Genomic DNA, 20,618 nt, shown 5'->3' with positions numbered 1-20,618 from the left:
GTACAAAACGTACGTTTTGTACAAGACCCCGAGGAGGCGGAAGGCCCCTTAGAGGCCCAGCTTGGCGCTGACGATCTCGTTCACCGCCTTGGGATTTGCCTTGCCGCCGGTGGCCTTCATGACCTGGCCCACGAACCAGCCCGCAAGTTTCGGGTTCTGCTTGGCCTTTTCCACCTGTGCCGGGTTGGCGGCGATGATCTCGTCCACCGCCGTCTCGATGGCGCCTGTGTCCGTCACCTGCTTCATGCCGCGTTCTTCGACGATCTTTTCCGGGTCTCCGCCCTCGGTATAGACGATCTCGAAGAGGTCCTTGGCGATCTTGCCGCTGATGGCATCGGACTTGATTAGTTTAATAATCGCAGCCAGTTGGCTCGGGTTCACCGGGCTGTCCGTGATCTCCGTGTCATCCTTCTTGAGGCGACCGAACAGCTCGTTGATGACCCAGTTGGCCGAGAGTTTGCCGTCGCCCGAGGCGGTCACGACCTCCTCGAAATAGGCGGCGTTCACCACTTCGGCGGTCAGCACGCTGGCATCGTATTCCGACAGGCCAAAGTCCTTGACGAAGCGCGCCTTCTTCTCGTCCGGCAGTTCCGGCAGGCTGGCGGCGATGTCATCCACCCAGCCCTGTTCGATTTCCAGCGGCATCAGGTCGGGGCAGGGGAAGTACCTGTAGTCGTGGGCTTCTTCCTTGGACCGCATCGACCGCGTTTCACCCTTGTCCGGATCGTAGAGCCGGGTCTCCTGGTCGATCTTGCCGCCGGCCTCGAGGATGCCGATCTGGCGCTTGGCCTCGTAGTCGATGGCCTGCTGGATGAACCGCATGGAGTTCATGTTCTTGATTTCGCAGCGCGTGCCGAGATGCGAAAAGTCCTGCGTTTCCTGGTACTTCTCGTACTGTCCGGGCAGGCAGACCGAGACGTTGACGTCGGCGCGCAGGTTGCCGTTCTGCATGTTGCCGTCGCAGGTGCCCAGGTAGCGCAGGATCTGGCGCAGCTTTGCGATATAGGCGGCGGCCTCTTCGGGGCCACGGATGTCGGGGCGGCTGACGATTTCCATCAGCGCGACGCCGGTCCGGTTCAGATCGACGAAGGACATGTGCGGATCCATGTCGTGGATCGACTTGCCCGCGTCCTGTTCGACGTGGATGCGTTCGACGCGTACCTTTCGTGCAATCCCCGGCTCCATGTCGACGATGATCTCACCTTCGCCCACAAGCGGATGATAAAGCTGGGAAATCTGGTAGCCCTGCGGCAGGTCGGGATAGAAATAGTTCTTGCGGTCGAAGGCGCTGACAAGGTTGATGTCCGCCTTCAGGCCAAGCCCGGTGCGCACCGCCTGCTCGATGCAGTATTCGTTGATGACGGGCAGCATGCCGGGCATCGCCGCATCCACGAAGGACACGTTCGAGTTCGGCTCGGCGCCGAATTTGGTCGAGGCGCCCGAGAACAGCTTGGCCTGGCTGGCCACCTGCGCGTGCACCTCCATCCCGATGACCAGCTCCCAGTCGTGCTTGGCCCCGGCGATCACCTTGGGTTTGGGCGCTTCATAGGTCAGATCCAGCATGGCGGTCCTCATCGGAAAACGGGTTGCCGAGCGGTCTAGAACAGCGCGGGGCAGGGGGCAAGGCCCGCCCGTCAGTCGCCCTTGATCATCCGCATTCCATCTGGACCGAAGTGCAGCCGGCGACCGGCCTCCAGCGCGGGGGCATAGAACTCTGTCAGGCAGTCCAGCGCGCGCACTTCGCCCGGTTTGGCCGCGCTGCAATCCAGCCTTGCGCCAGGGCTGCGCTCGGGCGCTTCGGCCCAGACCTGCGGGTGCAATTCGCGCAAGTGGTCCTGGGCGATCCAGCCCAGGCAATCGGCTACCCGGCGGCGCGAGCTGCCCGCCCTGGTCGGCCCGCCCAGCGTGTGCCCGACCAGGGCAGCCATCCGGTTCGCCATGTCCTGCGTGGGGTGGCGTGTCAGGATATCGTGCAGCCCCTCCACGAAGAGCTCGGCATCCAGCCGGGCAAAGGCGCCCGCCTCTTCGCAGAGCGCGCCAAGGTAGATCCAGGTATAGCCGCCGCTGCCCCAGAGATCGCCGGTCCGCGCCGCCGTGCGCCGCGCCTGTGCGTCCAGCTGTTCCCAACTGCCGAAACGCGCCGGACGCAGGGCCTTGCCGAACTGCCACATGTGCCAGGGGTTGCCGGGGTCGAGGTCGATGAGGTCCTCGAAATCGTCGGCCACGCGGTCCTGTGGCGCCGGGTCCGCCTCCAGCACCGCACACCGCACCACCGCCCAGAGCGGTGACTGATGTTCGAACGGGTCGAACCGGTCGTTCAGCCGCGTCGCGGCGGCCATGTGCCGGGCAAAGGCGGCCTGACGGTCCGAGGCGGGGAGGCCTGTGTCCGGGGCCGCGCGCCAGGCGCGGGCCGTCTCGACATGGACCATCGCGATGATCTGGGCGATCACGGGGCAGGCGGGCATTTCGGCCAGCAGCGGTTCCAGCGCCGCGACGGCGGCCTGCACCTCGCGCGGTTTTCCCCGGGCGACGGCCTCGGCGATCGCCGTTGTCATGTCGCGTCGGGCGCCCTCGGCCAGCATCGACGCGGCCGAGCGCAGGCCCGGGGTCTGTTGCCGCGCGGCCTCGGCCGTGGCGATTTCCTTGGCCAGCTGTTCCCAGTCGTCCTGCCGCGCCAGGAACTGCCCGCGAGCGCGCAGCGTCTCACAGGCCAGGGCATCCGGGCCGGGGTCGCAGATGGGGATGTCGACCGGTGCGTGCCGGGGCGCCGGTGTTGGCGCGACAGAGGTCCCGACGGGAACCGCCGGGCGAGAGGACAAACGTGCACTTACGGCGCGCATCGAGGGAAACAGATTACGTATCGTCATGACCTCAATCTGCCCGCGATTCGGGGCCAAAATCCGGCGGCTTGCGGGAATTGCGCTGTCTTTCTCCCGGCGAAGGTCCGGCTTTGATGCCGCGCGGGGGACAACATGTTGCGGGCGGACGAACAATGCATCGCCAAGACTGGGGCGATTGGCAGAGTTCCGCCTTGTCATTGGCGGTTCATGGCCCTGCGGCGGCAGCGACGCTTGCATCGTTCGGGGTCACGGGCGAAATTTCAGGACAAATGAAAAAAGCTGCCGCCCTTCTTTGCGGTCTCGCCCTCGCGGGCCAGGCCGCTTTCGCCAATCCCGATCCCGCCGGGGCCGTTGCCCTGCATCCGCCGGTCAGCCCGCCCGCGGCAGAGATCTCGCGCCTCGCGGTGCCGGTGTCCCTGAGGCCCAAGGCCCGCAAGAAAATCGTCGTGCCCAAGGCGCGCTGGGACAATATCGAGGGCAGCCGCAGCTGGAGCATCGCGGCCCTGCGCGGTTTGCGTGCGCAGGCCAACCACCTGCCGGACCTCGTGCCGCGCGACATCGCCGATTATTGCCCCGCCTATCCCAGTGCGGGCCGTGTCCAGCGTGAGGCTTTCTGGGTGGGCTTGATCTCGTCCCTTGCCTGGCATGAAAGCACCCATCGCCCCTGGGCCGTGGGCGGGGGCGGACGCTGGTTCGGGCTGGTGCAGATCTATCCGCCGACCGCGCGCTTCTACAAGTGCAAGGCGCGCAGTGGCGCGGCACTGAAGGATCCCGAGGACAACCTGTCCTGCGCGCTGCGGATCATGGCGGTCACGGTGCCGCGCGACAAGGTCATCAGCCGCGGAATGCGGGGCGTTGCCGCGGACTGGGGACCGTTCCATTCCCGGCGCAAGCGCGAGGACATCATGGCCTGGACCCGGTCGCAGCCCTATTGCACGGGCCTTGCGCGGTCGCTGCGCCCGGTCTTGCGCCCCGAGGGACTGAGCCCCGCCCAGGACGTCGCGGACGCCCCGGCGCCGACAGAGGACTGAGCCTCAGGCCTTCAGCCAGCTGGGGCGGCGCGTTGCATCCAGCAGCGACACCGCCGGGGCCTTGGGGCCGCCCAAGGCCAGGGTCGCTCGGCGCAGCATCTCGATACCGTCCTCGGACTTGGCCGGCAGCGCCTTGGGAGAGATCGCCTCGCCCACCGTGATGCGGTAGGGCTGGCGGGCCTTGTTCAGCGTCTCGTAGAACAGGGTGATGTCGCGCAGCGTCGGGTGCAGCAGGTCGAACAGGTAGAACAGGACCGAGTTGCGCGCCCGGATGTTCACCGGGATCACCGGCAGGTCGAACTTGCGCGCGATCATCGCCGCGCTGGCCATCCAGGGGCGTTCGTGCAGCGACAGGCCACGGCGTTTCGCCAGCCGGCCCGACGGAAAGATCACGCCCAGCCGACCCTCGTCCACCGCCTTGCGGGTATAAGCCATCGTCTCACGCGTCTTGCCGTGACTGCGCTTTTCCTTGCGCCATTCGACGGGGGCAATCATCTCGGCGTATTGCGGCAGGACACGCATGATGTCGTGGTTGGCAAAGTAGTAGGTGTCGCGCCGGATCTGTCCGATGACGTGATGCAGCATGATCCCGTCGGCGATGCCGGTCGGGTGGTTCGACACGATCAGCGCCGGCCCCTGCCGTGGCAGGTGTTCCAGGCCCGTGACCTCAAGGTCCTTGGCCAGCATTTCCGCCATGACCTGCATGATCTGGTCAGCGCTCATGTCCTTGACCAGCGTCCCGATCTCGATGGTCTTTTCATATCCCAGCATGCGGTTCAGCACGGCCCGGGCAGGCCGGACAACCGGGGAACTGGAAAACAACCAGGGCGCGCGTTCGGCGATCAGCGGGTCGATGCGGTCTTTCATTCTAGCCCCAAGATCATAATTTCGTGACACTTCCATGACGGGCGCGCCTCTTCCATAGGCAGTTTACACCACCGGCGCGGCGGGTGCACGCCTCTGACGTAGGCTTTCGGCGATGGCTTGCCATTCGCGGGACAAAACGGGTTTCTGGCCGGGGCCGTTTCGGGCGGTTCTACCGTGACAAAAGGCATGTCAAGGTACTGCCTCGGCGGTCTTTTTCTTTTGAAATGTGTTTTTAAACAGCGGGTTATCTGGCGCGCGCGCCTGATCTCAGATCAAGCCGAAATGATGTCGCTCTGTCTTGATGTCCCGCGCCTGCAGGGCCTCTTGCAGGCGGGGATGCGGCGGCAGGCTGTCCTGCGGCAGAGTGATGCGGCGCCCGTCATCCAGCACCAGCCGCACCCGGATCGAGAAATCGAGTCGCGTTTCGAAGCGGGCCAGCGCGATCCGAGCCAAGGCAACCTCGCCCGTCGCGCCGCCCGATCCCCAGCGCAGCATCCTGTCGTCCAGCCGCAACCAGGCGCTGCGACCGGTGCTGAAATCGATCAGCGCGGGCAGGCTGACCAGAAGCAGCGCGCCGACGATCCAGACAGAAGCCTGCAGCGCGAACCACAGCGTCATGGCCGCCAGCCAGACCAGCATCAGAACCAGGAAGGCCCGCAGCGACCGGCCCGAGGAGGCATGTTCGAGCGGCGCGCTCACCGCCCCCCCGACACGTCGAGGATGGAGCGGGTGACATAAGAGGCGCGTTCCGACAGCAGCCAGAGGATCGCCTCGGCGCATTCCTCGGTCGTGCCCGCACGGCCCATCGGCGTGGTTGGCGCCAGCCGTTCAAGCCGGTCGGGCTGGCCGCCCTTGGCGTGGATTTCCGTCTCGATCAGGCCGGGGCGGATGGCGTTCACGCGGATACCTTCGGGCGCCAGTTCATCGGCAAGCCCCAGGGTGAAGGTGTCGATAGCCCCCTTGCTGGCGGCATAATCGATGTACTGGTGGGCCGATCCCAGCCGCGCGGCCATCGACGAGATATTGACGATGCCACCGCCTTGGCCCCAGTCACGCATCAGGCCGACCGCCTGGCGTGCCACCTCGATCGCGCCGAAGACATTGACGGCAAAGACCTTTTGCACCCTTTCCGGGGTCAGGTCCCCTATGCTGCCGTGGGGAGAGACGATGCCCGCATTGTTGACCAGCCCGACCGGGCCGGGTTTCAGCTCGCGCAGCTTGGCGAACATCTTTTCGATTGCCTTGGGCTTGGAGACATCGGCCTGCAGCAGGTAGGCCTGCGCGCCCATGCTTTCGACCATTGCCGCCGTCGTTTCGGCCCCGGCCTTGTCCTGGCCGTAGTGAATGACAATCCGCTGCCATCCAGAAAAGGCCGCCATGCGCGCGGTGGCCGCGCCGATCCCGGCGCTTGCGCCGGTGATGATCAGCACGCCGTTCATGCGCAGAGGGCCCATGCGCAAAGGGACAGGCACGGCCAGCGGCCGGCGAAGGATAGGTCAGGGCGCATCGCGGTCTCCGGAGTGGTTCGGCCTCAGGCTATCGCGGTTTCGGCGCGGGCCACAAGATTGCTTGCGTGCCCGGCGCCGTTCTTGCAGGCGTTTGCCGTTTCAGCCGCCGCTCAGGGTCAGGCGCCCAGGATGCGGGCCACCATCTCGCCGGTGTCCCGGCTCAGCTTGGGTTTCGCTTGCAGCCGCTCCAGTTCCGCCCGCATCAGCGCCTGGCGCTCGGCGTCGTAGCGTTTCCAGGTCTGGAAGGCCGAGGTCATGCGCGCCGTCGTCTGCGGGTTCAGGTCGTCCAGCTTGATCAGCCAGTCCGTCAGCAGGCGGTAGCCCGACCCATCCTTGCGATGGAATCCTGCGTGGTTCATCGCCAGCGCGCCCATCACCGCGCGGAAGCGGTTGGGGTTCTTCCAGTCGAAATCGGCGTGCCGGGTCAGGGCCTCGGCCCGGGGCACCACGTTTTCCGGTGCCGTTGCCCCGACCTGCAGGCCGAACCACTTGTCCATGACCAGACGGTCATGCCGCCACTGGTCCTCGAAGGCGGCCAGGGCCTCGGCATCCTCGCCCACGCGGATGATCTGGGCCAGGGCCGAAAGTTGCAGCGTCATGTTGTCGGCGCTGGCAAACTGCGCCCGCGCCGCCTTGCCGCCATCCAGCCGCGAGGTCAGGGCCAGAACCGCCGCGCCAAGCGCGCGCTTGCCCGACTGTTCCGCATCCGGCGCAAAAGGTGCGTCCACCGTACCCTCGGCGGCCAGCCCGGGCAGCAGGTCGGCCCAGCGTTCGGCCTTGACCTGGGCCAGCACCTCCTTGGCTGCATGGATCGCGTCCGGGTCCGGCGTCTGCCCGCGTTCGAACAGAACCTGCGCCAGTTCCGACTCCGTCGGCGTGCCCATCATCATCGCGCGATAGGCCGGGTCCAGGTCGCGGTCACGCAAGAGCCGTTCCAGCCCGTCAAGCCAGGCCTCGTCCGGGCCGGCATCCTCGCAGATCATCGCGATCAGGCTTTCGCGGGCGAGCAGGCGCGACGCCTCCCAGCGGTTGAACGGGTCCGTGTCATGGGCCAGCAGGAAAGCGCGCTCCTCGCGGCTCGACTCGCGGTCCAGCACCACCGGCGCCGAGAATCCGCGGTTGATCGAGGGCACGGGGCGCGAGGCCAGACCGTCAAAGGTGAAGGTCTGCTCAGCCTCGGTGATCTCCAGCACGCGGGTCGGCACCACCTCGTCGCCGTTCGGGTTGAGCAGCCCCACCGCCATCGGGATCACCTGAGGTTCCTTCACTTCCTGTCCGGGCGTGGGCGGCGTGTGCTGCTTGAAGGTCAGCGCATAGGTGCCGTCGGCCCAGTCCTCCGTCACCTCGACACGCGGCGTACCGGCCTGCGAATACCAGCGCTTGAACTGCGTCAGGTCGCGGCCCGTGGCATCCTCGAACACCTTGAGCCAGTCCTCGATCGTCGCCGCGTCGCCGTCGTGACGGTCAAAGTAGAGGTCCAGCGCCTTGGCGTAATCCTCATCCCCGACCAGCGTCTTGAGCATGCCGATCACCTCGGCGCCCTTTTCATAGACCGTGGCGGTGTAGAAGTTGTTGATCTCCTGGAAACTTTCGGGCCGGACGGGGTGCGAAAGCGGCCCCTGGTCCTCGGGGAACTGGCGCGCGCGCAACTGCGCCACGTTCTCGATCCGCGCCACCGGGGCCGAGCGTACATCCGCCGTGAACTGCTGGTCGCGGAAGACGGTCAGACCTTCCTTGAGGCAGAGCTGGAACCAGTCGCGGCAGGTGATGCGGTTGCCGGTCCAGTTGTGGAAATACTCATGCGCGATGATCGCCTCGATGCGTTCGAAATTGCCGTCGGTCGAGGTTTCCGGAGAGGCCAGGACGCAGGAGGAGTTGAAGATGTTCAGACCCTTGTTCTCCATCGCGCCCATGTTGAAATCGTCCACGGCGACGATGTTGAAGACGTCCAGGTCGTATTCGCGGCCATAGACATCCTCGTCCCATTTCATCGAGGTCTTCAGGGCCTCCATGCCGAAGGCGCATTTGCCCTCGTCGCCGGGACGCACCCAGATGTTCAGCTTGACCTCCTTGCCCGACCGGGTGGTGAAGCGATCCGGAAAATTCACCAGGTCGCCCGCCACCAGCGCGAAGAGGTACGCCGGCTTGGGCCAGGGATCGTGCCATTCGGCCCAGCCCTCACCCCGGTCGACCGAGTTGCCGTTCGACAAAAGCACCGGCAGATCGCCCTCGATCCGCACGGAAAACACGCTCATGACGTCGGGGCGGTCGGGATAATAGGTGATCTTGCGAAAGCCCTCGGCCTCGCACTGGGTGCAATACATGCCGCTGGACATGTACAGGCCCTCCAGCGCGGTATTGTCCTCGGGCGCGATTTCCACCTCTGCCTCCCACAGGAAGGGGCCGTCCGGCACGGCACAGCGCAAACCCTCGGGCGTGACCTCCGGCGTCACCTCGACCCCGTCGATGGTGGCGCGGATCAGCTTCAGGTCCTCACCGTGCAGAAAGAATTCCTGCGCGGGGGCCTCGGGGTTGGGGGCGAAATGGATCTTCGAGATCACCCGCGTCGACTTGGGCGCAAGGCGAAAGGTCAGGTGCACGTCACTGACCTGCCAGCCGAAGGGGGTGTAGTCCTTGAGATAGATGGTCTCGGGGGCGGCGTCTTTCATCGGGTCCTCGCGGGGCTGGAAGCTCTTGCCCGTGACCCTAGGTCGGAGCCGAGGGGGCTGCAATGGCAGCGCAGCGGAAAGGAGAGCCGATGCCCGTGATCCTCTGGTTCAAGCGCGATCTGCGCGTGACCGACAACGCGGCGCTGTTGCGCGCCTGCGAACTCGGGGATGTCCTGCCGCTCTACATCGTCGAACCGGGGCTCTGGGCGCAGCCCGACGCCTCTGCCCGGCAGTACGCCTTTCTTTGCGAAACGCTGCAAGGGCTGCGCGCGGACCTGCGTGCCCTGGGAAGCGACCTGGTGATCCGGGTCGGCGAGGCGGTCGAGGTGCTCGAGGCGCTGCGCCGGGAAACCGGGGCAAACCGGCTGGTCAGCACCGAGGAAACCGGCAACGCCTGGAGTTTTGCCCGCGACAGGGCCGTGGCCGCCTGGGCTTCGGGGCAGGGGGTACGCTGGCAGGAACTGCCGCAGTCGGCGGTGCGGCGCGGGCGGCATGATCGCGATGGCTGGGCCGCCCATCGCAACCGGCTGATGTCGCAGGATCCGTTGCCGACGCCCCCGGCGCTGCCGCCGGTCCCCCTGTGCTCCGATCCCCTGCCGGATGCCGCCGCCCTTGGGCTGGGAGCCGATCCCTGCCCGGGGCGCCAGCATGGCGGCCGCGCCAAGGCCGAGGCCCTGCTGAACAGTTTCCTGACAGAGCGTGGCCAGACCTATCGCAAGGCCATGTCGACCCCGCTGGAGGGCGCAAGCGCCTGTTCGCGGCTGTCGCCTCACCTGGCCCTCGGGGCACTCAGCCCGCGCGAGGCGGTGTGCGCCACCGCTGCCCGCCAACGCGCGGTCAAGGGCACGCGGACGGGTTGGTCCGGCAGCCTGAAAAGCTTTCAGTCCCGCCTCGCCTGGCGCGACCATTTCATCCAGAAAATGGAGGACGAGCCGGAACTGGAATGGCACGCCCTGCATCGGGCCTACGAGGGCCTGCGCCCCGCCGAACCGGATGCCGCCCGTCTTGCCGCCTGGGAAAAGGGTGAAACCGGGCTGCCCTTCGTCGACGCCTGCATGCGCTCGCTCATTGCCACCGGCTGGCTCAATTTCCGGATGCGCTCGATGCTGATGAGCGTCGCCTCCTACCATCTCTGGCTGCCCTGGCAGCGCACGGGTCAGCATCTGGCCCGGCTTTTTACCGATTACGAACCGGGCATCCACTGGAGCCAGGTCCAGATGCAGTCCGGCACCACGGGGATCAACAGCCTGCGCATCTACAATCCCGTCAAACAAGGCCACGATCAGGATCCGACCGGCGTCTTCACCCGCCGCTGGTGCCCGGACCTGGCGGGTGTGCCGGACCAATACCTGCAGGAACCCTGGCGCTGGGACGGGCAGGCCGATTATCCGCCGCCAATCGTCGATGTGAAACAGGCGGCGAAGGCGGCCCGCGAGGCCATCTGGTCGGTCCGCAAGGAGGAGGGGTTCCGCGACGAGGCCGCCCGGGTCCTGCACAAGCACGCCTCGCGCAAGGATCCGCAGCGCCATTTCGTCAACGACCGCGCGCCGCGCAAACGGCGCCCCGCCATCGACAGCCGCCAGCAGAGCTTTGATTTCTGATGCCGCGCGGCATCCGCAAGGGCGACCTGCCGGAAAAGACCTGCGCCACTTGCGGTCGCCCGTTCACCTGGCGCAGGAAATGGGAAAGGGTCTGGGATCAGGTGCGCTATTGCTCCGATCGCTGCCGCCGTACCCGCAAATCCGCCAAGGAGGAGGCAGGCCGGCCCTGACCGGCACAGTGTTTCTTTGGTTTGCAAATACCTCGGGGGAGTCGCGCTTTGCGCGACGGGGGCAGCGCCCCCGCTTGCGCGCCGCAAGGCGCGCGGATCGGCCCGCGTCAGCGGGCCGACACCATGTCACGTCACTCCGCCGCGCGCAGGTCCGGCGTCAGTTCCATCGTGGTCGCGGGCGCGTCTTCCCAGATGATCTCGGGCGATTTCACCTGGCGTGCCGCACGGTTCAGCGCCCAGTCGCGCGCCGCCCGACTGCCACGGCCAAAGCTCAACCTTGCCAGCAGGCGCGCGAACCACAGCACGTAGGTCGTGAACCAGACCCGGATCGCCAGCATCGCGGGGGTAAAGACCAGCGTCAGCACGGTCGCGATCCCCAGGCCGAACACCACGGCTGTTGCCAGGTTCTTCCACCACAGCGCGGTCGGGCTGTCGATCGAATAGCCACCGTTGAAGAAATCCAGGCTGAGCCCCAGCATCATCGGCGCAAGGCCCGCCATCGTGGTGATCGTGGTCAGCAGGACGGGGCGAATGCGATCCTGGGCGGTGCGCACGATGGCTTCGATCCGCGGCATGAAGCGCGAATACTCCTGGTAGGTGTCGATCAGCACGATGTTGTTGTTCACGACGATCCCCGCCAGCGCCACGATCCCCGTTCCGGTCATGATGATCGAGAAATACTGATCCATCACCAGCATGCCGATCAGCACGCCCGTCGTGGACAGGATCACAGCCAGCAGCACCAGCACCGAGTTGTAGAAGCTGTTGAACTGCGCCAGCAGGATGATGAACATCAGGAACAGCGCGCCGCCAAAGGCCGATTGCAGGAAGGCCTGGCTTTCCTCCTGGTCCTCCTGGTCGCCTGTCCATTCCCATTCGATGCCCGCGGGCAGGGGATCGGTCTGCAGCCATTCGGTCAGCACCTCGATCCGTTCCGTCCCCGTCACCGGCACGACCTTCAGGCCGGACATGTCGCCGGTGCCCGCCTGGGCGGCGATTTCCTCGGGCGTCATGTCGGTCAGCCAGCGCACGTCGCCGAAGTGGCGGAGGTTGTCCCCCATCAGCCATTCGAAGAAGCCCGAAGAGCGGCCAAAGTCATGGCTCCAGTCCGCGGTCGAGATATCGGAGGTTTCCGGATCCAGCTCGACGCCGGTCATCAACGGCACGAACTCGGTCTTGTCCGTACCGTCGGGGCCGGTCGTCGTCACGTCCCAGCCGATCTCCATCAGGCTTTCGCGGACACCCGCCTTGACGTCGAAGAACCGCGTCTGGTCGATGCGCTCGATCTCTGCCAGCTTTGCCACCGGCTCGCGGGTGATGAAATTCACCAGCGGCACCAGCCCGTCCGGGGTGCGGACCTTGAGGCTGTCCAGCGTCGACAGCACGCGGTTTTCCTCGGGCAGGCGCACGCGGATGTCGATTTCCTCGTCCGAGGTGCCGGGGGTATAGCTGCCGATGGCCAGCCCGCGCGTCACCAGCTGCACCATCGCGCCCACGGTGGCCACGTCGGCGCCGTAGCGGCCCGCCTTTTCCACGTCCACGTCGATCTGCCAGTCGATGCCGGGCAGGGGGCGCGTGTCCTCGACCAGGGTCAGGCCGGGGGTGCTGTCGAACTTGGCCCGCACGACGCCAGCCGCCTCCAGCAGCGCGGTCCAGTCGTCTCCGCGCAGTTGCAGGTGCACCGGCTTGGCGCTGGCCGGGCCACGCGCCTGGGCCAGGATCTCGATCTCGACGCCGGGAATGCGCTCCAGCTTTTCGGTCAGGTCGTCGAGGATAACGTCGCCGTCCAGCTGTGCCAGCGGGATGCCGTTGGCACGGGCATAGGCGGGGCGGTTGTCCCAGGAAATCGTCTCGAACTGGACCTGGCCGATGGTGTCCTTGGGCGCCGCGGCGCCGCCGGTGTTGTTGTCCAGCCCGCCTTCACCGGCAAAGGAGAAGGCATTGAGGATGCCGGGATGGGTCAGGACGATCTGTTCGGCCCGCTTCACCAGCGCGTCCTTTTCCGCAAGGCTCAGGTTGCCGCGCGCGCGGACGTAGACGATGGCCTGCTCCGGTTCGCTTTCGACGAAGAAGTCCACGCCGTTGTTGTTCTCGCCGTAATAGGCGAAGACGCTGATGACAAAGCCGACGACGGCAAAGACCGTCACCAGCGGCATGATCGGGTTGCCGGCGATCAGCTTGGTGAAACTGCCGAAGAAGGTCCGGCGGCTGCGGGCGTCGACGCGCTTGGGCTTGCGCCGGATTTCGGCGGCGTCCATCACCACCGAAGAGATCACCGCAAAGAGCACGAAGACCACGACGCCCGGCATGTGCGCGCTCCAGCCCGTCGCCTCTGTCGGGCCCAGGTAGCTGGGGTTGAGGACCATCATGGCGCCGGTGAACAGCCCCAGGATCGCGACGGGCACCAGCAGGATGCGCAGGCTCCAGTGCAGGCGCGCGCGCAGCCAGTCGCCCGCACGGTGCACGTTGCGCGAGAACCGCCCCGAGACGCCGCCCATGACCGGCAGGTAGATCAGCGCCACCACCAGCGAGGCGGTCAGAACGAAGATGATGGTGATCGGCAACATGCCCATGAACTCACCCGCGACACCGGGCCAGAACAGCATCGGCAGGAAGGCGCAAAGCGTCGTCGCGGTGGACGAAACCACGGGCCAGAACATCCGGTGCGCGGCCTCGACATAGGCGTGCATCGGGCCGGTGCCCTCGGCGATGCGCTTGTCGGCGTATTCCACCACCACGATGGCGCCGTCGACAAGGATGCCCACGGCCAGGATCAGCCCGAACATCACGATGTTCGAGATCGTCACCCCCATCATCGCCAGCAGCACGAAACACAAGAGGAAAGAGGTCGGAATGGCAAAGCCCACCAGCAGCGCGGGCCGCAGGCCCAGGCTTGCCAGCACCACGATCATCACCAGCGCGATGGCCGTCAGAACGGACCCTTCGAGCTGGCTGACCATGCTGGCCACCTGCCGACTCTGGTCGTTCGAGGTGCCCACGTCCAGCACCGCGCGCAGTTCGTCGGGCCAGGTCTCCTGCGCTGTGGCCAGTTCGGCCTTCACCTGCGCCACGGTGTCGATGATGTTGAAGCCCTTGCGCTTGACCACCTGCAGGGCCACGGTCTGCGCGCCGTTGAAGCGCGCCGTGCCCTTGCGGTCCTCGAAGGTCAGGTTGATCGAGGCCAGGTCGCCCAGCGTCACCACGCGGTCGCCGTTCACCTTGACCGGCAGGTCATAGACATCGCGTGCATCGTCAAAGCTGGACGGGATCTTGACCGAAAAGGCGCCGTTTTCCGTTTCGACCTCGCCCGCGGCGATCAGCTGATTGTTGTTCTGGACAACGCGGATCAGCTCGTCGGCGGTGACGTTGTAGCTTTCGAGCCTGAGCGGGTCGATCACCACTTCCAGCATCTCGTCGCGGTTTCCCGCGATCCCGGCCTCCAGCACCGAATCGAGTCCTTCGAGCCGGTCCTGCAGGTCCTTGGCCACCTTGTTCAGCGTGCGTTCCGGCACCGGGCCGGACAGGTTGACGATCAGGATCGGGAATTCCGAGAAGTTGATCTCGTTGATCGAGTATTTCTCGGCGCCCTCGGGGAACTCGGCCTCGGCGTTGTTCATGCCGTCGCGCACGTCGGCGATGATCTTGGTCTTGTCCCAGCCGAACTCGAACTCCAGCGCCAGGCCGGCATAGCCCTCGGCGGCGGTGGCGGTCATCTTTTTCAGCCCGTCGAGGTCCGACAGCTCTGTCTCCATCGGCTTGACCAGCAGCTTTTCGGAGTCGGCGGCCGAGATGCCAGGGAAGGGGACCGAGACGAACAGTGCCGGGATCTCGATGTCCGGTTCGCCCTCCTTGGGCAACGACACATAGGCATAGGCCCCGACCACGAGGCTGAGCACGATGAAGGCGATGATCATTCGGGCCCGTGCGGCGGCCCAGTCGATGATGCCGGTCATTGTATGATATCCTCGTAACTCGGAACCACGGTCACGCCGTTGGTGACATATTCCTGGCCGACGGTGATCACGTTGATCTCATCCGGCAGGCCGGTGATCCAGACCCCGTCGCGGGTGTCGCGCAGGATCGAGACATCCATCCACTGCACGCTGTCGTCCGGCTTGACCGTGCGCACGCCCAGCTTGCCCTGGTCGTTCAGGGTCAGGGTGGATTGCGGCAGCAGATGCGCCTTGGCGCCCTCGGCCTCGATGGCGACCTCGGCGGTCTCGCCGTCGCGGATCGACAGATCGGCGTTGTCGACGGTCAGTTCCACCAGGAAGGTCCGGGTGGTCGGATCGGCGCTGCGCGACACGAAAGTGACCTCACCCTGCACGATACGCCCGTTGGTCAGCCGGGCGCCCGCCTTGGCGCCCACCATCACGCGCGCGACGGTGGTTTCGGGCACGTAGCCGACAATCTTGATCGGGTTCAGCTGGATCACGGTGGCGCAGGCCGATCCGGGCTGCAGCAAGGCGCCCAGTTCCGCCGTGTCGGTCTCCAGCAGCCCGGCAAAGGGGGCGTGCACCTTCAGGCGGTCGATCTCGCGCCGGGCCGAGGCCACGGCGGCCTCGGCGGACTGGATCGCGCTCAAGGCGCTTTCCTCGCCGGTCCTGGCGGACTGGATGCCCGCCGTCGCGGTTTCAAGCTGGGCGCGGGCGGCGATGACCGCCGCCTTGGCGCCTTCGACGCCGGACAGGGCCGAGGCCACGGCGGCCTTGGCCCCCTGCAGCTGGCTTTGCGCGGATTGCACGCCGGCCAGGGCGTTCTGGATCTGCGCCTTGGCCGAGATCACCCCGGCGCTGGCATTGCGGATGCCGCTTTGGGCCGCCTGCACGGCGGCCTTTGCCGTCTCGACCTGGCTCTTGGCGGTCTGGACGGCGGCCAGCGCCCCCTGGAGTTGAGACTTGGCCGCCTCGATGCCGGAGGCGGCGGATTTCAGCCCCAGTTGCGCGGTCTGCACGGCGGTCAGCGCGGTTTCATAGGCGGCTTCGGCCCCGGCCAGCCGGGTCTGCGCGGCAAAACCGTCGCGGGCCAGTTCCTGCGAGGCGCGCAGGTTGATTTCCGCCTCGCGCACCTGTGCCTGGGCCTGTTTCAACCGCGCCTCGGCCTCGGGCACGCGGGCCTCCGCCTCGGCCAGGAGGGCCTTTGCGGCGGGGACACCGGCCTCGGCTTCTTTCAGGCGGGCCTCGGCGGCGGGCACGGCAGCCTTCGCCTCTGCCAGCCGGGCCTCGGCCTCGGGGACGCGGGCCTCTGCCTCTTCCAGCCGGGCCTCGAACTCTGGCACCCGTGCCCTGGCCTCTGCCAGCCGGGCCTCGGCGGCGGGTATGTTGGCGCGGGCCTCGGCCAGCTGTGCCTCGGCGGCGGGCACGGCAGCCTCGGCCTCTAGGATTCGCGCCTGGGCAGAGGGAAGCTGTGCCTGCGCTTCGGCCAGCCGGGCCTTGGCCTCGGGCAGGCGCGCCTTGGATTCGGCCAGGCGGGCCAGCGCCTCTTGCAGGGAAACCTGGCTGGTGCCCGGGTCGATCTCGCACAGCAATTGCCCGGCCTCGACCAGCGATCCCTTGCGCAGCGGTTCGGACACGATCTTGCCCGAGGTTTCGGCCCGCACCTCGACCTGGCGAACGGCCTGGGTTTCGCCGCGCAGGATCACCTCGCTGTCGACAACCTGTGCCACCGACCGCTTGGCCATCACGCGCACCGCGCCTTCGGGCAGGGCGTCGGGGGCACCGGCCTCCAGAGCCGGGCCCGCGCCATCGGCAGGATCAGGCCCGCCATCCGCAACGTCCCCCTGCGCTGCCGGGGCCACCTCGCGGGAGAATTCCAGCAGTCGGTCCCGTTCGAACACAACCCCGTATAGGACCGCGGCCACAAGGCAGGCGGTCAGGATAGACATGATGCGCATCGTCTTCGTCCCTTCGGCGCCGAGCCACGTGGCCCGCCGCACATCCTGTTAATCGTTACGTTGCCGAGCCGACTCGAACCCCGCGACCCGGGCGACTCCGGGCTGAACTGTTCCGTTCAGTTTTAGGGTGCCGCGACGGAGGCTTCAAGCACGGGGCCGGTTTTTGCGCTGCAAAGCGGCGGTTTTTCGACAATTCTGCGAGAGTTTCGCGATTAACGGGCATCTACGCGACAATTCGCTGGTCCGGTTTGGGGCCTGCAAACGCCCCTTGCCGGTATGCCTTCTCGCCTTGGCACTGCGCGGCGGGACATGTAAGAGGGAGAAAACCAACCGGAGGGGGCCCGTTTGAGCGACGCCGACAGTTTTATCGACGAGGTGACCGAAGAGGTCAAACGCGACCGTCTTTTCGCCACTTTGCGCAAGTGGGGCTGGGTTGGCGTGGTCATCGTGCTTCTTATCGTCGGCGGCACCGCCTGGCGTGAATGGAGCATCGCTTCGGCCGAATCCCGGGCTCAGGCCTTTGGCGACAGCGTGCTTGACGCGCTGGATGCAGAGGAACCGGCGCAGCGTATCGACGCCCTGGCCGCAATCGACGCGCCCACGACCGGCGCCGCGGCGATTCTGTCGATGTTGACCGCTGCCGAGGAAGGCACCGCAGGCGATGACGCCGAGGCGGTCGCCCGCCTGCAGGCGGTGGCCGACAATACCGAGATCCCGGCCATCTATCGCCAGATCGCCAGCTACAAGGCCCTGACCCGCGGCGCATCCGTCCTGCCGGTCGACGAACGCCGCGCGGGCTTCGAGGCGCTGGCCGTGCCGGGGCAACCGCTGCGCCTGCTGGCCGAAGAGCAACTGGCCCTGATCGAGATCGAAACCGGCGAGCGTGACGCCGCGATTGCACGGCTGGAACGCCTGGCAGAAGATGCCGAGGCGACGCAGGGCTTGCAGCGCCGGGCCGGGCAACTGATTGTGGCACTGGGCGGCGACGCGCCCGGAAACTGAGCCCGCGCAGGCGGGGCGCACGGCGGGGGGCAGGGCCCCGGGTAGTGACGAAAAGGGGCATGGTGATGCTGCGCAAGACCTCTCTGCTGATTTCGCTGGCCGCGCTGGCGCTGACGGCCTGTGCCAAGAGCGAGCAGATCCTTCCGGGGGAACGTCTGAACGTCCGGGACGTGCTGACAGGCGGTTACGATGACGGCGCCGCCCCGGCATCGACCGGCCCGCAGGCCCGCGCCTTTTCCACACCTGCCAGCGTGACCAACACCGACTGGGCGCAAAGCCCCGTGTCGCCGATGGTCCGGGTCACCAACCCGGCCCTGGGACAGGTTCTGAAGCCGCTGTTTTCGGTCGGGATCGGCGCGGGCGACGGGCGCAAGACGCGGCTGAATGCCGATCCGATCGTCGCGGGCGGCCGCATCTTCACGATGGACGCCAACCACCAGGTCCGGGCAACCGCGACCTCGGGTCAGCAACTGTGGTCTGCGACCCTTGTCCCGCAGCGCGACAAGGCGCCCGAAGGACAGGGCGGCGGGCTGGCCTACGGCGAGGGCAAGCTGTTCGTCTCGTCCGGTTTCGGCATGCTGACCGCGCTGGACCCGGCCACGGGGCGCAAGCTCTGGGAGCAGGACCTCAAGAACACCGCCACCGGCGCGCCCAGCTATCGCGACGGGCTGGTCTACGTCGTCTCGGGCGACAGCACCGCATGGGCGATCGAAAGCGACGATGGTCGCGTCCGCTGGCAGTTCGACGGCACCAAGGATTTCAACAACATCGCCGGGGCGCCCGCCCCCGCGATTGACGACAAGTACGTTGTCTTTGCCTTCGGATCGGGCGCCGTGTCTGCGGCTTTCCGGCAGGGCGGGCTGCAGGTCTGGAACGCCGAGCTGCTGGGCCGCCGGACCGGCGTCACCATCGCCGGCATCAACGATATCACCGGCGATCCGGTGATCGCGGGCGACCGCGTCTTTGCCGGCAACCACTCGGGGCGCGCGGTGGCGTTGTCGGTCTACAACGGAGAGCGCATCTGGACTGCCAAAAACGGTGCTCTGGGTCCGATGTGGCCCGCCGGCGATTCGGTGTTCTTCGTCTCGGATCTCAACCAGCTGGTGCGGCTGGACGCGGGCACGGGCCAGGAAATCTGGAGCCGTGACCTGCCGGGCTATCGCCCGACGCGCAACCCGAACCGCCGCCGCGACGGCGCCTATGCCAACCACGGACCGGTGCTGGCGGGGGGGCGCCTGATCGTGGCCAGTTCGGATGGCAAGATCAGGGCCTTCAACCCGGTGGACGGCAATCTGCTGCAGGAAATCGCGATCCCCGGTGGCGCCACTACGCGCCCCGTGGTGGCGGGCGGCACGCTGTACGTCGTGTCGCGCAAGGGCGTTCTGCACGCCTACCGCTAAGATCCCGCCGTCCGATCCCTGCGCCAGCGGACCGGGCACAATGGCCCCCGGTGTGAACCGGGGCGCCCGGATGCCCCTTTCCCCCTGCTTTGAAATGCGTTAAGCGGCGCCCTTGATCCTTGGAGCCGGGCCATGAGTTTCTCTCTTGCCATCGTCGGCCGCCCAAACGTGGGCAAGTCGACCCTGTTCAACCGTCTCGTCGGGCGGCGCCTGGCGCTGGTCGACGACCAGCCGGGCGTGACCCGTGACCTGCGCGAAGGCGAGGCCAGGCTGGGCGACCTGCGGTTCACCGTCGTCGACACCGCCGGGCTTGAGAACGAAACCGACGAGTCGCTGCCCGCGCGGATGCGGCGGCTGACCGAACGGGCCGTGGACGAGGCGGACATCTGCCTGTTCCTGATCGACGCGCGCGCCGGCATCCTGCCCGATGACGAGGTCTTTGCAGAGATCCTGCGCAAGCGGGCGAAACACGTCATCCTTGCAGCCAACAAGGCCGAGGGATCCGCAGCGGATGCGGGCGTGATCGAGGCCTATTCGCTGGGCCTGGACGAGCCGATCCGCCTGTCGGCCGAGCATGGCGAGGGCATGAACGAGCTTTATGCCGCACTTCTGCCCCTGTCCGAAGGGTTCGAGGCGCGGGCCGCCGCCGAGGCGCCGGAAGTCGAGGTCACGCTGAGCGAGGAAGAGGCCGAGGCGGGCGAGGGCGACATGCGCCTGCCGACGCGGGACAAGCCCCTTCAGATCGCCGTGGTCGGGCGCCCGAACGCGGGCAAGTCGACGCTGGTGAACGCGATCCTGGGCGAGGAACGGCTGTTGACCGGGCCTGAGGCAGGGATCACGCGCGACGCGATCTCGGTCCAGATGGACTGGGGCGGCGTGCCGATGCGGATTTTTGACACGGCAGGGATGCGGCGCCGGGCCAAGGTCCAGGACAAGCTGGAAAAACTGTCGGTCTCGGATGGCATCCGGGCGGTGAAATTCGCAGAGGTGGTCGTCGTGCTGCTGGATGCGGCCATCCCCTTCGAGACCCAGGACCTGAAGATTGCCGACCTTGCCGAGCGCGAGGGGCGGGCCGTGGTCGTGGCGGTCAACAAGTGGGACGTGGAGAACGAGAAACAGGACAAGCTGAAATGGCTGCGCGAGCAGTTCGAGCATGTCCTGCCGCAGCTGCGCGGCGCGCCGCTGGTGACGATTTCCGCCCGGACGGGCAAGGGGCTGGACCGGCTGCAGGCCGCGATCATGCAGGCCTATGATGTCTGGAACCGCCGCGTGCCCACGGCGCAGCTGAACCGTTGGCTGGAAGGCATGGTGAGCCGCCATCCGCCCCCCGCGCCGCAGGGCCGCCGCATCAAGCTGCGCTACATGACCCAGGCCAAGACCCGGCCGCCGGGGTTTGTCGTGATGTGTTCGCATCCCGACAAGCTGCCCGAGAGCTATTCGCGGTACCTGGTGAACGGGCTGCGCGAGGATTTCGACATGCCGGGCACGCCGATCCGCCTGACCATGCGCGGGCAGGGCGACCGCAACCCTTACAAGGGGCGCAAGAAGAAGAACGCGGGTGCTTTGAAGAAGCACCTGGGCAAGCTGCAGTCGAAGAAGGACTGAGGCGGGGGCGCCGGGACGGGACTGTTTGCGGC

The 20,618-nt window shown here is 66.8% G+C and carries 14 protein-coding genes; 6 read left to right on the top strand and 8 right to left on the bottom strand.

All coding sequences use genetic code 11. The annotated features are described in order from the left end of the window. Window positions 1–48 precede the first annotated feature (48 nt). Together gatB and PVW46_RS22550 are read right to left on the bottom strand one after the other, a co-directional pair. A complete protein-coding gene (gene gatB / locus PVW46_RS22555; protein ID WP_043143245.1) occupies window positions 49–1,563 on the bottom strand; it encodes an Asp-tRNA(Asn)/Glu-tRNA(Gln) amidotransferase subunit GatB in 1,515 nt (504 codons plus the stop codon). A 71-nt stretch (window positions 1,564–1,634) separates the two neighbouring features. Further along, on the bottom strand, window positions 1,635–2,867 hold the full coding sequence (locus PVW46_RS22550; RefSeq protein ID WP_139132258.1) for a hypothetical protein: 1,233 nt from the start codon (window positions 2,865–2,867) through the stop codon (window positions 1,635–1,637). Window positions 2,868–3,109: 242 nt separating this feature from the next. On the opposite strand from PVW46_RS22550, the gene PVW46_RS22545 reads away from it, so the two are divergent. Beyond that, window positions 3,110–3,871 carry a transglycosylase SLT domain-containing protein gene (locus PVW46_RS22545; protein ID WP_069208546.1) on the top strand — a complete coding sequence of 254 codons (762 nt, stop codon included), beginning with the start codon at window positions 3,110–3,112 and terminating at the stop codon, window positions 3,869–3,871. 3 nt (window positions 3,872–3,874) lie between these two features. Here the strand turns inward: PVW46_RS22545 and PVW46_RS22540 are convergent, their stop codons facing one another. The 4 genes from PVW46_RS22540 to pepN form a co-directional block, all read right to left on the bottom strand. Then, a complete protein-coding gene (locus tag PVW46_RS22540) occupies window positions 3,875–4,738 on the bottom strand; it encodes a lysophospholipid acyltransferase family protein (protein ID WP_043143247.1) in 864 nt (287 codons plus the stop codon). Between the two features lie 267 nt (window positions 4,739–5,005). After that, window positions 5,006–5,437 (bottom strand): hypothetical protein, encoded by a 432-nt coding sequence (locus PVW46_RS22535; RefSeq protein ID WP_069208545.1) that lies wholly within the window; start codon window positions 5,435–5,437, stop codon window positions 5,006–5,008. Next, the gene (locus tag PVW46_RS22530; protein ID WP_245189104.1) at window positions 5,434–6,192 is read right to left on the bottom strand and encodes an SDR family oxidoreductase; all 759 of its coding nucleotides are present in this window, start codon (window positions 6,190–6,192) and stop codon (window positions 5,434–5,436) included. The genes PVW46_RS22535 and PVW46_RS22530 overlap by 4 nt, the downstream gene beginning before the upstream one ends. Window positions 6,193–6,362: 170 nt before the next feature. Continuing rightward, window positions 6,363–8,915, bottom strand: coding sequence for an aminopeptidase N (gene pepN, locus PVW46_RS22525; protein ID WP_069208543.1), 2,553 nt, complete (start codon window positions 8,913–8,915; stop codon window positions 6,363–6,365). Window positions 8,916–8,977: 62 nt separating this feature from the next. Between pepN and PVW46_RS22520 the strand changes: the two genes are divergently transcribed. Beyond that, entirely contained in the window at window positions 8,978–10,516 is a 1,539-nt protein-coding gene (locus PVW46_RS22520; RefSeq protein WP_069208542.1) for an FAD-binding domain-containing protein, read from the top strand. Next, entirely contained in the window at window positions 10,516–10,686 is a 171-nt protein-coding gene (locus tag PVW46_RS22515; RefSeq protein ID WP_069208541.1) for a DUF2256 domain-containing protein, read from the top strand. The genes PVW46_RS22520 and PVW46_RS22515 overlap by 1 nt, the downstream gene beginning before the upstream one ends. A gap of 131 nt (window positions 10,687–10,817) precedes the next feature. Here PVW46_RS22515 and PVW46_RS22510 read toward each other — a convergent pair whose 3' ends face one another. Next, window positions 10,818–14,639 (bottom strand): efflux RND transporter permease subunit, encoded by a 3,822-nt coding sequence (locus PVW46_RS22510; RefSeq protein WP_069208540.1) that lies wholly within the window; start codon window positions 14,637–14,639, stop codon window positions 10,818–10,820. Next, a complete protein-coding gene (locus tag PVW46_RS22505; protein ID WP_274577738.1) occupies window positions 14,636–16,570 on the bottom strand; it encodes an HlyD family efflux transporter periplasmic adaptor subunit in 1,935 nt (644 codons plus the stop codon). The genes PVW46_RS22510 and PVW46_RS22505 overlap by 4 nt, the downstream gene beginning before the upstream one ends. A 354-nt stretch (window positions 16,571–16,924) precedes the next feature. Between PVW46_RS22505 and PVW46_RS22500 the strand changes: the two genes are divergently transcribed. From PVW46_RS22500 to der, 3 genes are all read left to right on the top strand, one after another. Beyond that, window positions 16,925–17,581 carry a tetratricopeptide repeat protein gene (locus tag PVW46_RS22500; RefSeq protein WP_043143260.1) on the top strand — a complete coding sequence of 219 codons (657 nt, stop codon included), beginning with the start codon at window positions 16,925–16,927 and terminating at the stop codon, window positions 17,579–17,581. A gap of 65 nt (window positions 17,582–17,646) precedes the next feature. Continuing rightward, window positions 17,647–18,981 (top strand): PQQ-like beta-propeller repeat protein, encoded by a 1,335-nt coding sequence (locus PVW46_RS22495; RefSeq protein WP_069208576.1) that lies wholly within the window; start codon window positions 17,647–17,649, stop codon window positions 18,979–18,981. A 132-nt stretch (window positions 18,982–19,113) separates the two neighbouring features. Continuing rightward, window positions 19,114–20,586 carry a ribosome biogenesis GTPase Der gene (gene der / locus PVW46_RS22490; RefSeq protein WP_069208539.1) on the top strand — a complete coding sequence of 491 codons (1,473 nt, stop codon included), beginning with the start codon at window positions 19,114–19,116 and terminating at the stop codon, window positions 20,584–20,586. The last annotated feature ends 32 nt before the right edge of the window (window positions 20,587–20,618 follow it).

The organism is Mameliella sp. AT18 (assembly GCF_028807275.1).
GTDB classification, from domain to species: Bacteria; Pseudomonadota; Alphaproteobacteria; order Rhodobacterales; family Rhodobacteraceae; genus Antarctobacter; species Antarctobacter albus.
This window is presented reverse-complemented; position numbering and strand designations above follow the sequence as displayed.

Excerpts from the sequence above, each read along its gene's own strand:
- gatB (WP_043143245.1), bottom strand. The coding sequence starts at position 1,563 with ATGCTGGATCTGACCTATGAAGCGCCCAAACCCAAGGTGATCGCCGGG.
- PVW46_RS22550 (WP_139132258.1), bottom strand. The coding sequence starts at position 2,867 with ATGACGATACGTAATCTGTTTCCCTCGATGCGCGCCGTAAGTGCACGT.
- PVW46_RS22545 (WP_069208546.1), top strand. The coding sequence starts at position 3,110 with ATGAAAAAAGCTGCCGCCCTTCTTTGCGGTCTCGCCCTCGCGGGCCAG.
- PVW46_RS22540 (WP_043143247.1), bottom strand. The coding sequence starts at position 4,738 with ATGAAAGACCGCATCGACCCGCTGATCGCCGAACGCGCGCCCTGGTTG.
- PVW46_RS22530 (WP_245189104.1), bottom strand. The coding sequence starts at position 6,192 with ATGGGCCCTCTGCGCATGAACGGCGTGCTGATCATCACCGGCGCAAGC.
- pepN (WP_069208543.1), bottom strand. The coding sequence starts at position 8,915 with ATGAAAGACGCCGCCCCCGAGACCATCTATCTCAAGGACTACACCCCC.
- PVW46_RS22520 (WP_069208542.1), top strand. The coding sequence starts at position 8,978 with ATGGCAGCGCAGCGGAAAGGAGAGCCGATGCCCGTGATCCTCTGGTTC.
- PVW46_RS22515 (WP_069208541.1), top strand. The coding sequence starts at position 10,516 with ATGCCGCGCGGCATCCGCAAGGGCGACCTGCCGGAAAAGACCTGCGCC.
- PVW46_RS22510 (WP_069208540.1), bottom strand. The coding sequence starts at position 14,639 with ATGACCGGCATCATCGACTGGGCCGCCGCACGGGCCCGAATGATCATC.
- PVW46_RS22505 (WP_274577738.1), bottom strand. The coding sequence starts at position 16,570 with ATGTCTATCCTGACCGCCTGCCTTGTGGCCGCGGTCCTATACGGGGTT.
- PVW46_RS22495 (WP_069208576.1), top strand. The coding sequence starts at position 17,647 with ATGCTGCGCAAGACCTCTCTGCTGATTTCGCTGGCCGCGCTGGCGCTG.
- der (WP_069208539.1), top strand. The coding sequence starts at position 19,114 with ATGAGTTTCTCTCTTGCCATCGTCGGCCGCCCAAACGTGGGCAAGTCG.